This is a genomic window from Bacteroides xylanisolvens (assembly GCF_018289135.1).
GTDB lineage: Bacteria > Bacteroidota > Bacteroidia > Bacteroidales > Bacteroidaceae > Bacteroides > Bacteroides xylanisolvens.
Map to the genome: position 1 here is coordinate 5,177,361 of NZ_CP072216.1, position 15,473 is coordinate 5,192,833.

Consider the following 15,473-nt stretch of genomic DNA (forward strand, 5'->3'; position numbering starts at 1 on the left):
TTTTAGTACGGATTACGTCGTTTGATCCCGGAGCTATACCGCTACTTCAACCTGTGTGCAATCCGATAATCTATTTATCTGTTTTTTGCTTCTGTTTATCAGCTCTTTACTTCCGCCAGTTTGATAACCTCCTGTGCGATGATTCTCGCAGAATCGGGCAAAGCCAGCTTGGCGATATTCTCTTTCAGTTCTTTCAGTTTCTGTTCGTCATTGACGGTGGATAATGCTACATCCATCAAGGTTGTTTCCGCTTCACTGTCTTTGACGTAGATAGCTGCCTGCTTATTCACCAATGCTAAGGCATTCTTAGTCTGATGGTCTTCCGCTACATTGGGAGAAGGCACTAAGATAACAGGTTTATGTAACAGGCAGAACTCTGAAATGGAACCTGCCCCCGCACGGGAAATCACAAGATCGGCTGCTGCGTATGCGGCTGCCATGTCTTTGATGAAATCCGTTACATATAAGTTCGGAAGTGTACCTGCAGCTTTCACGGCTTCTTTCACTTGCGGGTAGTAGTATTTGCCCGTTTGCCAGATGAATTGCACGTCCGTATTTTCTTTGATGGTTGCCAGTCCGGCTGTCAGCGTATTGTTGATGGTACGTGCACCCAGACTGCCGCCTACAATCAGAATCGTTTTTTTGCCAGGCTGTAAGTTGAAGGAGCGCAATGCTTCTTCTTTAGACGGCATATCCTTTGTCAGGTTTTGGCGGACAGGATTCCCCGTCATAATAATTTTGTCGGCAGGGAAAAACTTTTCCATTCCGTCATAAGCTACACAAATCACTTTTGCTTTCTGTGCCAGGAGCTTATTGGTCACTCCGGCATAAGAGTTTTGTTCCTGGATTAATGTCGGTACTCCCATCATTCCGGCAGTCTTTAGTGTCGGGCCGCTTGCATATCCGCCTACACCTACCGCCACTTGTGGGCGGAAGTCCTTGATAACTTTGCGTGCTTTCCACTGGCTGCGCATCAGTTTAATCAATACAGATATATTTTTCCATAAACGTTTGCGGTCGAATCCGGCAATCGGAAGCCCGATAATACGGTAGCCTGCATCGGGAACCCGTTGCATTTCCATACGTCCTTCAGCACCTACAAAGAGAATTTCTGCGTCGGGGCGTAGCTCTATTATAGCGTTTGCGATAGAGACGGCAGGAAAGATATGCCCTCCTGTTCCTCCACCACTGATAATAATTCTAAGTTCTTTTTCCATCATAATGTTTTTCTTCTGTCCTTTCTCAACGTTTACTGTTCACCACTCACCGTTCACTACTCACCGTTCATCATTTATCGTTCATCACTTACCGTTTATCAATATCATGCTCATCTTCAAACTTGGCATCGCTGTTCAGAATCTGTGCTGTCGGTTCGGCGGCAGTCTGTGCCTCGGAATTTGCAGCTGCCTCTGCCTCTAATTGCAGTTGGATCTGTGCATCGTGCGCTTTTTGTTCTTCTAGATAGGCGGTATATCGGCTTACACTTAATATCATACCGATATAAGCGCAGTTGATTAACGTACTTGTACCTCCTTTGCTGACCAAAGGCAGAGGCTGGCCGGTGACGGGGAATAATCCGACGGCAACCATCATATTCAGTATTGCTTGCGACACCAGTAGCAACGCAATGCCCATAACGAGAAAGGCGGGGAAGGTTCGCTCGCATTTCTGTGCGATTCGTCCGGCTCGCATTAGCAGCCATAGATAGAGGAACACCACAAATATTCCTCCGATCAATCCCATTTCTTCAATCACAATCGCAAAGATAAAATCGGAGAATGCCTGACTAAGGAAGTCACGTTGTATCGAGTTTCCCGGACCTTTGCCGACTACGTGGCTGGTAGCAATGGCGATGCGTGCATGCGCCACCTGTGCATCTTTGTCAATATCAAATTTGGCAGCCGGCACTTCCTCCTTCTCAAAGAAGCCGGAAACACGATTCTGCCACGTTTCGAAACGGTGAAGTCCCGGAGTGTTATGCAGCGTTTTGGCGGGAATAGCCATCAGTATACCTACGGCAACACCGCCCACAAGTGCCAATATCCCTAACATTCCGAATAGCTTTTTTGCTGACACCCGGCCGATAAACATCATCATGCATACTACTCCGAAAAGCAGCATTGCTGTCGAAAGGTTTTCCGGTGCGATAAGCAGGAATACCAGTCCGGTGAGGATCATGATATATTTGAAGGCGTTCGGGTTGGCTCCGTATTCGTCCTGCCTTTTGGATAGGATGAATGAGACGGCAATGATAACCGCCATCTTTGCCAATTCCGAAGGCTGGAACTGTAATCCCATAAAGGTCATCCAACGGGCTGCCCCGTTGACACGGTCCCCTGTGATGATACCCATCAGCGTGACAAATGCCAATAGAACCAGGGAAATCGGATACAGAAAGACCGGAAATACCTGGAACCATTTGTAGGGAACATTATGCAGAAACACTACTACCACAGCACCTACCATCAGGATGATGGAGTGTTGTGTAATCGGTCCCCAATGGTCGCCACTTTTGTAAGTCAGTGTCGACGCTGCCGAGAACACCTCGATAATAGAGATGAGGCAGAGACAGAGGAAGATAATCCAGATTACCTTGTCACCTTTGAATATGTTCTTTAATAAATCCAATCTTGTAGCAATTAAAAATTAATAATTAGAAATTAAAGGGCGCGGACACATTCCTTAAACTGGTCGCCACGGTCTTCATAGCTTTTGAAGAGGTCGAAAGAGGCGCAGCAAGGGCTTAATAATACTGTTTCACCTTTCTTTGCCAGTTTGTAGGCAGCTTCTACGGCATCCTTCATTCCGGTTTGTACGTCTGCTACGGGCAGGCCGAAACGATCGAAGAATTCGTGAAGTTTTTCGTTGTGAAGTCCCAGGTATACCAGTGCCGAACACTTTTCACGTACCAGGTCTTCAATTTCAGTATAGTCGTTGCCTTTATCTTTACCACCGAGGATCAATACCGTTTTGGTAGTCATGCTTTGCAGGGCATACCAGCAGGAGTTGACATTCGTTGCTTTAGAGTCGTTGATGAAATCAATTCCGCGGACACGTGCCACCTTTTCCAACCGATGCTCTACTCCCTTAAAGTCGGAGAGGGCTTTACGGATGTTTTCTTTGGCGATGCCGGCAAGGTTTGCCGAGATACCGGCGGCTAAAGAATTATATAAGTTATGTTGCCCTGTCAGAGCCAGTTCTTCCTGCTCCATGTTGAAGGCAATCGGTTCGGTGATTTTCACTTCGTGGTCTTCTACGTATGCGATCGCTCCGTCTTCTTTTACAGCGGCAAAAGGATACAGGTGAGCTTTCAGACCATGTTTCGCCAGTTCTTGTCTGATGATCGGGTCGTCATTCCAGAAGATGAAAGCATCGTCCGGGGTTTGGTTTTGGGTAATGCGGAATTTAGCGTCGATGTAATTCTGCATACAGTGGTCGTAGCGATCAAGATGGTCCGGAGTGATGTTCATCAATACGGCGATGTTCGCACGGAAGTTATACATATTATCCAGCTGGAAAGAGCTAAGTTCGATAATATAATAATCATGGTAATCTTCGGCTACCTGCAAAGCAAGGCTTTTGCCGATGTTGCCTGCCAAACCTACGTTCAGACCTGCGCTTTTGAAAATGTGGTAGATCAGGGAAGTTGTTGTAGTCTTTCCGTTAGAACCTGTAATACAGATCATTTTGGCATCAGTATAGCGTCCGGCAAACTCAATCTCGGAGATCACCGGTGTGCCTTGAGCTTTCAGTTTCAGGATGATTGGGGCATCATTCGGGATACCGGGGCTTTTGATAACCTCGTCGGCATTCAGAATGAGCTCTTCGGTATGGTGTCCTTCTTCCCAGGCAATCTGATGGCTGTCGAGAAGTTCCTTATATTTGTCCTTGATGGCGGACATGTCCGAAACAAACGTCTCAAATCCTTTTACTTTTGCGAGTACGGCTGCACCTGCGCCGCTTTCGCCAGCTCCTAAAATTACAATTCTTTTCATCTACAATAATGTGCCCTTGTTTTCTAATCGATTGATTTATCTATTAGCTGCGCACATCTTTTAAAAGTTAATAATCGGGTTAATGCTCTCTATATTTTTAATGAAGGACGGATGACGCGGATTTCACGGTTTTAAGGGATTATGCAGTTAACACTGCGTTAATCCGTGTAATCCGTGCCTTCATTCTATCTTATTTTTAATGTTATAATTGTTATTGCCGCCAATACAATCGTTACAATCCAGAAACGGACGGTAATCTTTGATTCGTGGAACAGCTGGTCGGGCTTGGTGAATTTCACCGTACATCCCGGCTCGATCAGACTCATTGAAGTACGGAAATGATCGTGAATCGGTGTGCGCTTGAACAAACGCTGCTTTACACCTTTCCGCTTTCCTGCCTTATAATAAGCCCGTTGCAGGATTACCGACAGATTTTCTACCAGGAATACACCGCAAAGAATCGGTATCAACAACTCTTTGTGGATGATGATGGCGAACACTGCGATAATACCACCAATGGTGAGGCTGCCTGTGTCTCCCATAAATACTTGTGCCGGATAAGCATTGTACCATAAGAAACCGATAAGCGCACCGATGAAGGCACAGATATAGATTACCAGTTCTTCCGAACCCGGAATATACATGATGTTCAGATAGCCTGCGAATTCGATATGCGACGATACATACGCCAATATCCCCAGCGTTGCACCGATAATGGCCGAGTTTCCGGCCGCCATTCCGTCCATACCATCATTCAGGTTGGCACCGTTTGATACGGCGGTAACCACGATGATTGTGACGATGACGAACAAAATCCATCCGGCTGTTTGCGCATGCTCGCCCATGAAAGCAACCAGATCGGCATAATCAAGGTTATTGCTCTTGAAAAAAGGAATCGTTGTCTGGGTCGATTTCAAATCATTGGTTCCGTGTATCACTTCCATCTCCTGTCCCGGATTATGAACTTCGATATTCTCACGGATCACTACGTCCGGGCTTAGATACAAAGTCATTCCGACAATTAAACCTAAACCGACCTGACCGATAATCTTGAACTTGCCATGCAAACCTTCTTTGTCTTTTTTAAAGATCTTGATATAGTCGTCTGCGAAGCCGAGCGATCCCAACCATACGGTGGTTATCAGCATCAGTATCATATATATATTATGCAGTTTGCCTAACAACAGACAAGGAATCAGGATGGCTACAATGATGATAACACCTCCCATGCTCGGCACGCCTACTTTGTTGACGCCGAACGGGTCCGTTTTAGCATCACGCTGCGTTTCTGTGATTTGTTTCCTTTTGAGTAGGTTGATGAACTTATCTCCCCAGATACTTGAAATAAGTAACGCGAGGATCACTGCCATCAAAGCACGGAATGAAGTATATCCGAACATTCCCGCTCCTGGAAAATTGAGCTTTTGCAGCCATTCAAATAGATAATATAACATAAATAATTTGCCAATTTATTGATGTGTTGCTATGTCGCTTCTGCCGGATGAATACCGGAACCAGTCGGCATATTAGCACAATCTATTCATTATTTAAAAATTTCTTTGAGTACTTCTTTATCGTCAAAATGATGTTTTACTCCTTTTATCTCCTGGTAATTCTCGTGTCCTTTTCCGGCAACGAGAATCACATCTCCTTTTTCTGCCAGCATGCAAGCCGTGCGAATCGCTTCTTTACGGTCGGCAATGCTTAGTGTTTTCTTCATATCCTCCGCATCCAGTCCGGCGAGCATATCGTTGATGATGTCTTGCGGCTCTTCGAAGCGCGGATTGTCTGAAGTGATGATGACGCGGTCGCTGGCTTTGGCAGCTTCCTTTGCCATGATGGGACGTTTGCCCTTATCACGGTTGCCACCGGCACCCACCACTGTAATCACTTTCCCTTTTCCTTCAAGTACTCCATGTATGGCATTCAATACATTAATAAGTGCATCCGGAGTATGCGCATAATCTACAATCGCTGTAACTCCCTGTGGAGAACGGACCGCATCGAAACGTCCGGCTACCGGATGAAGCGTGCTAAGAGCCACAAGCACCTCTTCTTCTTTCTTACCCAACAGAACGGCTGCCCCGAATACTGCCAGCAAATTGGAAGCATTGAACTTGCCGATAAACTGAACTGCCAACTCGTGGTTGTTGAAGTCGAGCAACATTCCTTCAAAATGAGACTCCAATACCCGCCCTTTAAAGTCACAAAGGCTTCTTAATGAATAAGTATAGACCTTAGAACGTGTATTCTGTGTCATCACCAGTCCGTTCTTATCGTCCAGATTAGTCAGGCTGAATGCGCTTTTCGGCAGATCGTCAAAGAACTTCTTCTTTGCTTTCAGATAATTCTCTACTGTTTTATGATAGTCGAGATGGTCGCGGGTCAGATTGGTAAAGATCCCTCCTGCATACTTTAATCCACTGATACGTTTCTGTGCAATGGAGTGTGAACTGACTTCCATGAAAACATATTTGCATCCTTCATCCGCCATTCGTCCCAATAGACGGTTCAACGTGATGGGATCGGGCGTGGTATGCTCTGTCGGGAGCGGTTCATCGTCGATATAATTGCAAACGGTAGAAATCAACCCTACCTTATATCCGAAATAACGGAATGTATTATATAATAAGGTGGCGATTGTTGTTTTTCCGTTCGTTCCGGTAACACCAACCAGTTCCATCTTGGAAGTGGGGTCGCCGTAGAAAGTAGTAGCAATCTTTCCTACCGCATCTTCACTGTCTTTGACTTGTATATAAGTGATCCCCGCAACAGGTTCTTCCGGCATATCCTCGCAGAGGATAGCAGTCGCTCCTTTCGCTATGGCAGCAGGTATGTAGGCGTGGCCGTCGGCTTGTGTGCCGCGCATTGCCATGAACAGTTGGCCGGCTTCCACTAGACGGGAGTCAATATTGACTCCGGTGATTTCTATGTCTGAATCTCCGGCTACCTCTACCGGTTGGATCGCTTTCAGTAACTCCTTTAATAACATCACTCTATTTAATTTTTAATCTTTAATTTTTACTTTAGCGTCAGCGTCACCGTCTGTCCCTTCTTTACGATGGTTCCATTGGCTATCGACTGGCTTTTCACTTTGCCTACCCCGACCAGATTGACCTTCAATCCTTTGCTTTCCAACAAGTATACGGCGTCTTTCGCTCCCATACCTATCACGCTCGGCACAAAGTTCTGCATATTGCTCCGGCTTTCAAGAACCACAGCTTGCGGAGCAACGTGCGTATTCCCCCACACTTCTTTTCCTGAATCGGCAACTTTACCTTGTATATTAATCTCCAGCTCCTCCAATACCCGTTGAGCTTCGCGCATCTCTCCGGCTTTTACATTCGGAATGACTACGGAATTGGTGTCAATCGCATTGGTAAGCGGCAACCGCAGGTCTTTGGCATACACTCTTTCCGCAATCTTGCTGAATACACTACCTGCCATCAAACCTCCCGAAGCCGGCAAGCCCGGTTTCTGGATAGAGACAATCATACTATATTTAGGTGCCTCTGACGGAAAATATCCGCAGAAACTAACCAGGTAATTCGTTCTTCCCGTTTTGTATCCGGCTGCCCCCTGTGAAATCTGCGCCGTTCCCGTTTTGCCTGAAACGTGGAACTGCTTACTCCCTGCAGGCTTGGCAAGTCCTTCACCAACCACTTTCCGCAGTATTTCACGAATTTGTGTCAAAGTCTTATCCGAACAAATCTTAGGATTGATAACCTCTGTCGGATATTCTTTCACGACTTCCCCGTCTTTCACGGCAGCTTTGACAAATTTCGGACGTACACTGACTCCATTATTGGCTATTCCGTTGTAGAACGTCAGAATATTGATTGGTGGAACCTGTGTCTCATATCCGATACTCATCCACGGCAAAGTGGTCTTTGCAAAATAACGTTCTTTCGGACCACGGATATTCGGCTTCCCTTCTCCTGAAATCTGTAGGTGGAGCGGTTGGTCGATACTCATCCGTTTTAACCCGTCTACGAATTTCTGTGGATTGCTACCATAGAAATGATCTATAATATAAGAGGTACCGACGTTGGACGAAACTCCCAGAATTTCTGTAACAGTCAGCTTCCCATATCCTCCACGGTGCCAGTTGTGGTCTTTCATGACACGTCCGTACATCGGCATCTGTCCGTTGCCGGTGTCTACCACATAGTCCGGAGTAATCTTGCCGTCTTCGAGAGCTACCATAATAGAAGCCGTCTTGAAAGTGGACCCCGGCTCAAGCATATCACTGATGGCATTGTTACGCATTTCGTAATACTCGCCGTCCTTGCCTTGCATCATGTTGACGATTGCTTTCACTTCTCCGGTAGCTACTTCCATCAATACCACCACGCCTACGCTGGCATTCAGCTCTTTCAGCTTGTCTACCAATGCTTTCTCGCAGATATCCTGCATGCCTACGTCGATGGTACTAATCAAATCGCAACCGTCAACCGGCGGCACATCGACAATGTTCAGGTATTTGTTCATCACTTTTTGGCGGTGCGTCAGTCCGTCCCGTCCTTTCAGGATAGTGTCGAAAGCAAGTTCGATACCATTTCTGGCTCCTTTGGCTGTATCTGCATACACATCTCCCAGCGTACGGGCAGCCAGTGAACCGAAAGGTTTCTTGCGCTGATTGTATGCTAATTCTTTAAATCCGCCTTTATACCGGTTCAAACAGAAGACGGGCAGTCTCTTTACCTCTTTATATTGTATATAGGAAATACGTTTCGGATAAATCAGATAATTACGGCTTTTTGCCTGGCGTCCTTTCTTGAGGTGTGCTTTGAATTGGGCTGCACTCCTGTCCGGGAATATCTTGTGAAGTCCGATACAGATGGAATCCATATTGGCATTGAGGATGGAGTCCCGGCGTGCCTGATCTTTCCGTCTGCGTTTTTCGTCCTTCTCACCGGACATAAAGTCCATATAGATTCTGTACTCGGGTAGCGAACTGGCCATCAGTTTACCGTCAGAAGAAATAATGTTTCCACGATTAGGTTTCACCGTCACATTCTCTTTTACGAAACGATCAGCCACATCCTGCCAGTATTGTCGTTCGGCAAACATGGTGATGCCTGCTTTTACAACAATAGCTATTCCTATCAACGCCATCAACAGGATGACGAAGAAGTAACGGGTCATTATGTTCTTTTTATTAACTGCCACAGTATTTGTCTTTTAAAAACTCTCAATTCTCAACTCTCCACTTATTTAATAAGGTAAGGAGGATGGGTTGATGTTTGCAAATCGCTTTCCTTATTTGATATATAATCTTCAATGCGTGACTGGCGGCTCTTCTCCATCAGTTCCGAGCTGCGCGTCAGTGCGTCGTATTTAATGTCTATCAATTCCTTTTTCAGCCGGTCTATCTCGATCTGTTGCTGTTGACTGGCATAACGATTGTGAATGTAGAAGATGATGAATACCATGATAAGTACCAGCAACTTCGTTTGACGGCGGAAAAAATCGGTAGCCAGAATGTCTCCACCCAGAATACTCTTCAGCGAGGTGCGGTTTTTCTTCTTGCCCTCTTCTGTTTTCTTATTTACTACTTCTTCTTCCATATCTTTCTATTTCTTTTCTGCAATTCGTAATTTGGCACTTCTCGACCGTGGGTTCCGTTCTATTTCTGCCTCGTCGGGAACGATTACCTTATTATTGACAAGGCGGAAAGGCGTTTGCAGATTTCCGAAGAAGTCGGATTCTGCTTTTCCTTCTACGTTGCCCGTCTTCATGATGTTTTTCACCATGCGGTCTTCCAATGAATGATAAGTGATTACCACCAGTCTGCCGCCCGGCTTTAATGCTTCCGTAGCTGCCAGCAACATCTCTTTCAGCGCTTCCATCTCTTGATTTACTTCGATCCGCAGTGCCTGGAACACTTTTGCCAGCTCTTTCTTTTCGCGTTCACGACCGAAAAGCGGTTTGATGATTTCCAGAAACTCACCGATGGTCCGGATATTCTGTCCGCTTCTGGTTTTAACGATGACAGAAGCCAGTTTGCGGCTATTCTTCAGCTCTCCGTACAGATAGAAGAGGTTTGCAAGACGTTCTTCCTCGTAAGTATTCACGATGTCTGCTGCCGTAATTCCGGCACGCTTGTTCATACGCATATCCAGCGCTCCGTCGAAACGGAAAGAAAAGCCGCGTTCGCTATCATCGAAATGATGGGACGATACGCCGAGGTCGGCCAGGATTGCATCTACCTGCTCGATGTCGTGATAGCGCAGGAAATTTTGCAGGTAACGGAAGTTGCTGCGCACGAAGATGAAGTGAGGATCGTTGACAATGTTCCGTTCAGCGTCCTCGTCCTGGTCGAATCCCAATAAACGTCCGCCTTCTCCGAGTCGTGAAAGTATTTCGCGCGAATGTCCTGCTCCTCCGAATGTAACGTCTACATACGTTCCGTCCGGTTGGATATTCATCCCGTCAACGCTTTCTTTCAGCAATACAGGTACATGGTATGTCAATTCATCTTTCTCCATCTTGTCTATTATCATCGTTCATAATTTCTTCTAATGCTGCACCGAACTCTTCAGGCGGCATGAAAGGCTGTTCTGCCCGCTCTTTCGCCCAGATCTCTATCTTATTGTCGATGCCGATAAAACGTATATCTCCATGAATACTGCAAATCTGCAAATATCGTTTGGGGATTAATATACGTCCGTTGCTGTCAGGTGTCACCACTTCAACGTCGCTCACAAACTGTCTGAAAATGAGTTGGTGTTTGCTGTTCCATTTGTTCAGCCTGCTGCGAAGCTCGTTCAACTCCTCGTTCCACACGCTCTCGGGGTACAGGGTCAAACAGTCCTGAAATACGTCTTTACGCATAATAAGCCTCTCCTCGGAAGCTGCTTGTAGTTGCTTCCTGAAGGTAGCGGGTATGAACACCCTTCCTTTGGCGTCCGCCCTGGCTTCAATATTTCCTAAAAAACGTATCATTACCTTATTATAATAAGCGACCGTAAAAGTATGAAATTCCCCACAATTCCCCACAACTTTCCATAAAAAACTTTCAGAGAAGTTTTCAACAGAATGTTAAATGTCTATTTGCTTGAAAATGATGCGGCTTTGAGAGTAGTCTGCTGGTGGGGGAGTTATGGCAGTAAAACGGGAAAAAATGTCTGTATAGGTGAATTTTAAATAATAGGGTAGTGAAGACTTCTTTTGATGCAATAGGAACTTGTACGACACCCGGGTCTCATCATACCTGACACCCGGGTGTCAGACCCATTGAGACCCGGGTGTTGTAGGTGTTGAGACCCGGGTGTCGTGCAACTAATCTTAGTAATAAAAGAAAAGGCAGAATATACCGGAGTATTTCTGCCTTTTAATCATTATCAAAACTAAAATCTGTATTAAAGAAGTATGTGATCCGAGATCACCAATTTATATAGTTAAGGTCTAGCGGAAGTCTTTCAATTCTTCCTGTAATTTCTGGCGCGTGAAGAAAATACGGCTTTTTACTGTACCTAGCGGGAGGTTCAGTTTTTCCGCAATCTCACGGTATTTGAATCCTGAAACGTGCATGGCGAACGGAACTCTGTATTCTTTGGGGAGTTTGTTGACTACACGGTGCATCTCTTTCAGGTCGTATGCTCTTTCTGTGCTTTCTGAACTTCCGTCCTGTGGTAAATTCAGATGATAAAGATTATCCGTCTGATCGACGAATGTCTGGTCGCGGACTACCTTGCGGTAGTTGTTTATAAAGATGTTGCGCATGATGGTATACATCCATCCTTTGAAATTTGTATCAGGGGTATATTTATCTTCATTATCTAATGCTTTTAATGATGTCTCCTGCAACAAATCGTTTGCTTCTTCACGGTCAGTTGTCAGTTTATAAGCGAAGCGTAGTAATTCATCTTGTACTCCTACTAAATCTTTTCTGAAGCTTAAACTTTTCATATGTGTTGCTTTTTAAAGGTGAATATTCGTTTGTTATTTTCGATGTTGCAAGTTTACGTGAATTTCTGAAACCCGATAGGGGGAAATCCGACGTTTTTATGCCCGAAAACTATCCGCGGATAGTTTTTAGGTTGTTTTTGATAGTTTTTAGGTGGTATTTTTTTATCTTCTGAACTTAAATCCTGCATTTTCTACCAAATTATTGCGATTAATAAAAAAGAACCGTTAATTTTGTGCCATCATTTTTATTTGAAAAGAATGACTGATGACTCTTTATTTTTGATTGATGTCGATAAGATACTTCGGACAAAGGCTCCGAAGCATTATAAGTACATCCCTAAATTCGTGGTTTCTTATCTGAAGAAAATTGTTCATCAGGATGAAATTAATGTATTCCTGAATGAGTCGAAGGATAGATTGGGTGTGGACTTTCTGGAGGCATGTATGGGCTTTTTGGATGCGAAAGTGGACGTAAAAGGCATTGAGAATTTGCCTAAGGATGGATTGTATACTTTTGTGTCCAATCATCCGTTAGGCGGACAGGACGGTGTTGCGCTTGGTTATGTGTTGGGAAAGCACTATGGCGGGAAAGTGAAATACCTGGTGAATGATTTGTTGATGAATCTACGCGGATTGGCTCCCCTTTGCATACCTATTAATAAAACCGGCAAACAGGCAAAAGACTTCCCGAAAATGGTGGAAGCCGGATTTCAGTCGGATGACCAGCTGATAATGTTCCCTGCCGGACTGTGTTCGCGTCGTCAGAATGGAGTCATTCGTGACCTGGAATGGAAAAAGACATTTGTAGTAAAGAGCATACAAGCAAAACGTGATGTAATACCCGTGCATTTCGGCGGTAGGAATTCTGATTTCTTCTACAACCTGGCAAATATTTGCAAGGCATTGGGTATCAAGTTTAACATCGCTATGTTGTATCTTGCGGATGAAATGTTTAAGAATCGCCACAAAACTTTTACTGTCACTTTTGGCAAACCCATACCCTGGCAGACTTTTGATAAATCGAAAACCCCTGCGCAGTGGGCTGAATACGTGAAGGATATTGTTTATAAACTGTAACTGATAGAACAACTATAACAAGGAATATGGAAGAGATTATTAAACCGGTAAGCAAAGAACTGCTGAAGGCAGAATTGACGGAAGACAAACGCTTACGAATGACGAATAAGAGTAATAATCAGATTTATATTATTACTCATCAGAATGCTCCTAATGTAATGAGAGAGATTGGTCGTTTGCGTGAAATAGCTTTCCGTGCTGCTGGTGGAGGTACAGGCCTGTCAATGGATATTGATGAATACGACACGATGGAACACCCCTATAAGCAGTTGATCGTATGGAATCCGGAAGCGGAAGAAATTCTGGGTGGTTACCGGTATCTGCTTGGTACGGACGTGCGTTTTGATGAAAAAGGCGCGCCAATTCTGGCTACTTCCCACATGTTTCATTTTTCTGATGCTTTTATTAAAGAATACCTGCCGCAGACAATTGAGCTGGGGCGTTCGTTTGTTACGCTTGAATATCAGTCTACCCGTGCCGGAAGCAAAGGATTGTTCGCTTTGGATAATCTGTGGGACGGGTTGGGAGCGTTGACCGTGGTTATGCCGAATGTGAAGTATTTCTTTGGCAAGGTGACCATGTATCCTAGCTACCATCGTCGTGGCCGTGATATGATTCTTCATTTCCTCAAGAAACATTTTTATGATAAAGAGAAACTTGTTACTCCGATTGAGCCTCTGCAACTTGAGACTTCCGAAGAAGAGTTGAACGCATTGTTCTGCAAGAGTACTTTTAAAGAGGACTATAAGATATTGAATTGTGAAATCCGTAAATTGGGCTATAATATTCCTCCGTTGGTAAATGCGTATATGAGCTTAAGCCCTACGATGCGTATGTTCGGAACAGCTGTCAATTATGAGTTCGGTGATGTGGAAGAAACCGGTATCCTGATTGCTGTAGACGAAATTCTTGAAGATAAACGAATTCGACACATCCAGACGTTTATTGAAAGCCATCCGGATGCGTTGAGATTGTCTTCTTGTGAAGGGGAAGAGGTTTTTACTCCTAAAGTGGTTACACCGCAGGCAGACTGTTCCCGTTAATTTTACGATAAAGATCAAGAGCAAAGACGTCGGTCATTCCCGATATATAGTCAAGTACCGCCTGTATTCTTTCATAGAGTACAGGCGAATTTATATTGTATTGGCTGGAAACCCGGTCGATCAGGAGTTTGGAATAAGCCTTTTCGGGTGAGGTTACGGCGTCTATCATCAATTCGAGTAAGGTACTGATGATGCGGAATCCCGCTAGCTCGATATCCAGTACGTCCCGTGAACGGTAGATTTTATTGATAGATACTTCGACACTGTGTTTGTAGGCTGCTGCCGGACGTTCGGCTATGCGCTTGATTAGTGATCCTTCGAACGTGCCGGACAGTATTTCTTGTTCATGGTCTAAAAAGACACGGGTACACTCCCGGATCAATAAACCGATGACGGAAGAACGCAGGTAGGCGATTTGCTCGTTGACATCATTGACAATCAGGAATGTTTTCCGGAGATGTTCCTGTCGCTCTTCGCTGAAATAGGTCATTAATAGTTCTTTGGTTTCTTCAGTGGTGAGAATCTTCAGCTTATATGCATCCTCAATATCCATCATCTGATAGCAAATATCGTCTGCCGCTTCCACTAAATAGACTAGTGGGTGGCGTGCATACTTCAAAGGATGCTCGTTGAGCAAGGTTAGCCCTAATTCAGTTGCTATTTTTTGGAAACTTTCTTCTTCGCTGACGAAGAATCCAAACTTCGATTTGGTTCCTGCAAGGCTCGATGAAAAGGGATATTTTACAATAGAAGCCAGAGTGGTATATGTCAGGACGAATCCGCCTTTGCGACGTCCTTCAAACTGATGTGTCAGTATTCGGAACGCATTTGCATTTCCTTCAAAATGTGTCAAATCTTCCCATTCCATCGGAGAAAGTTGCTCGCCGTTCGGCTGCTTTTCTTTCAGACGAACTCCTTTTCCTTCAGAGAAAAAAGTAGAAATAGCCTTTTCACCTGAATGACCGAAGGGCGGATTACCCAAATCGTGTGCCAGGCAAGCGGCCGAGACGATAGAACCAATCTCCGGCAGGAAAGAATCTTGAAGTTCCGGATGACGTTCCAGAAGTGCTTTGGCAACATCGTCCCCGAGTGAACGGCCAACGCTGGCTACTTCGAGACTGTGCGTAAGTCGGTTGTGAACAAAAACGCTGCCCGGAAGAGGGAATACTTGCGTCTTGTTCTGTAATCTGCGGAAAGGAGCCGAAAAAATAAGACGGTCATAGTCCCGTTGGAATTCGGATCGGTTTTCCTGTCGTTCTTCATGGAATTCTTCCATCCCGAAACGTTTCGCTGATATTAGTTGTTTCCAATTCATCATTTTATTTACGATTTAACGATTTGCGATTTGATGATTGATGAATGTGTCAATTGACAGTTGGTACATTAGTACCTTGCCTTATTAGCACATTATTTATTATTTAACTGCAAACTTAACTATTTTTCA

The 15,473-nt window shown here is 44.8% G+C and carries 13 protein-coding genes; 2 read left to right on the top strand and 11 right to left on the bottom strand.

Going from position 1 to position 15,473, the window contains the following annotated elements; genetic code table 11:
* Window positions 1–98: 98 nt before the first annotated feature.
* The 10 genes from murG to INE92_RS21565 all read right to left on the bottom strand — a co-directional run bounded on the left by murG (window position 99) and on the right by INE92_RS21565 (window position 11,909).
* Window positions 99–1,217 (bottom strand): undecaprenyldiphospho-muramoylpentapeptide beta-N-acetylglucosaminyltransferase, encoded by a 1,119-nt coding sequence (gene murG / locus INE92_RS21520; protein WP_055235264.1) that lies wholly within the window; start codon window positions 1,215–1,217, stop codon window positions 99–101.
* An 88-nt stretch (window positions 1,218–1,305) separates the two neighbouring features.
* Entirely contained in the window at window positions 1,306–2,628 is a 1,323-nt protein-coding gene (locus tag INE92_RS21525) for an FtsW/RodA/SpoVE family cell cycle protein (RefSeq protein WP_055235124.1), read from the bottom strand.
* Between the two features lie 32 nt (window positions 2,629–2,660).
* Entirely contained in the window at window positions 2,661–3,995 is a 1,335-nt protein-coding gene (gene murD / locus INE92_RS21530) for a UDP-N-acetylmuramoyl-L-alanine--D-glutamate ligase (RefSeq protein WP_004298208.1), read from the bottom strand.
* Window positions 3,996–4,180: 185 nt separating this feature from the next.
* On the bottom strand, window positions 4,181–5,449 hold the full coding sequence (locus tag INE92_RS21535; RefSeq protein WP_015532165.1) for a phospho-N-acetylmuramoyl-pentapeptide-transferase: 1,269 nt from the start codon (window positions 5,447–5,449) through the stop codon (window positions 4,181–4,183).
* 89 nt (window positions 5,450–5,538) lie between these two features.
* Window positions 5,539–6,987: a UDP-N-acetylmuramoyl-L-alanyl-D-glutamate--2,6-diaminopimelate ligase gene (locus tag INE92_RS21540; RefSeq protein WP_015532166.1), complete on the bottom strand. Its 1,449-nt coding sequence runs from the start codon at window positions 6,985–6,987 to the stop codon at window positions 5,539–5,541.
* A 29-nt stretch (window positions 6,988–7,016) separates the two neighbouring features.
* Window positions 7,017–9,143, bottom strand: coding sequence for a penicillin-binding protein (locus INE92_RS21545; RefSeq protein ID WP_015532167.1), 2,127 nt, complete (start codon window positions 9,141–9,143; stop codon window positions 7,017–7,019).
* Between the two features lie 65 nt (window positions 9,144–9,208).
* Entirely contained in the window at window positions 9,209–9,565 is a 357-nt protein-coding gene (locus tag INE92_RS21550; RefSeq protein WP_004315383.1) for an FtsL-like putative cell division protein, read from the bottom strand.
* Window positions 9,566–9,571: 6 nt separating this feature from the next.
* Window positions 9,572–10,486 carry a 16S rRNA (cytosine(1402)-N(4))-methyltransferase RsmH gene (gene rsmH / locus INE92_RS21555; RefSeq protein ID WP_015532168.1) on the bottom strand — a complete coding sequence of 305 codons (915 nt, stop codon included), beginning with the start codon at window positions 10,484–10,486 and terminating at the stop codon, window positions 9,572–9,574.
* Entirely contained in the window at window positions 10,473–10,943 is a 471-nt protein-coding gene (gene mraZ, locus INE92_RS21560; protein WP_015532169.1) for a division/cell wall cluster transcriptional repressor MraZ, read from the bottom strand. Before mraZ ends, rsmH begins: the two co-directional genes overlap by 14 nt.
* Window positions 10,944–11,405: 462 nt before the next feature.
* A complete protein-coding gene (locus INE92_RS21565) occupies window positions 11,406–11,909 on the bottom strand; it encodes an RNA polymerase sigma factor (protein WP_004315377.1) in 504 nt (167 codons plus the stop codon).
* A gap of 258 nt (window positions 11,910–12,167) precedes the next feature.
* Here INE92_RS21565 and INE92_RS21570 point away from each other — a divergent pair, with 258 nt between their 5' ends.
* Window positions 12,168–12,986 (top strand): 1-acyl-sn-glycerol-3-phosphate acyltransferase, encoded by an 819-nt coding sequence (locus INE92_RS21570; RefSeq protein WP_195436632.1) that lies wholly within the window; start codon window positions 12,168–12,170, stop codon window positions 12,984–12,986.
* A 26-nt stretch (window positions 12,987–13,012) separates the two neighbouring features.
* On the top strand, window positions 13,013–14,029 hold the full coding sequence (locus INE92_RS21575; RefSeq protein WP_004315373.1) for a GNAT family N-acetyltransferase: 1,017 nt from the start codon (window positions 13,013–13,015) through the stop codon (window positions 14,027–14,029).
* On the opposite strand, the gene INE92_RS21580 is transcribed toward INE92_RS21575, so the two are convergent.
* Window positions 14,001–15,347, bottom strand: coding sequence for a deoxyguanosinetriphosphate triphosphohydrolase (locus INE92_RS21580; protein WP_008642786.1), 1,347 nt, complete (start codon window positions 15,345–15,347; stop codon window positions 14,001–14,003). The genes INE92_RS21575 and INE92_RS21580 overlap by 29 nt on opposite strands.
* Between the last annotated feature and the right edge of the window lie 126 nt (window positions 15,348–15,473).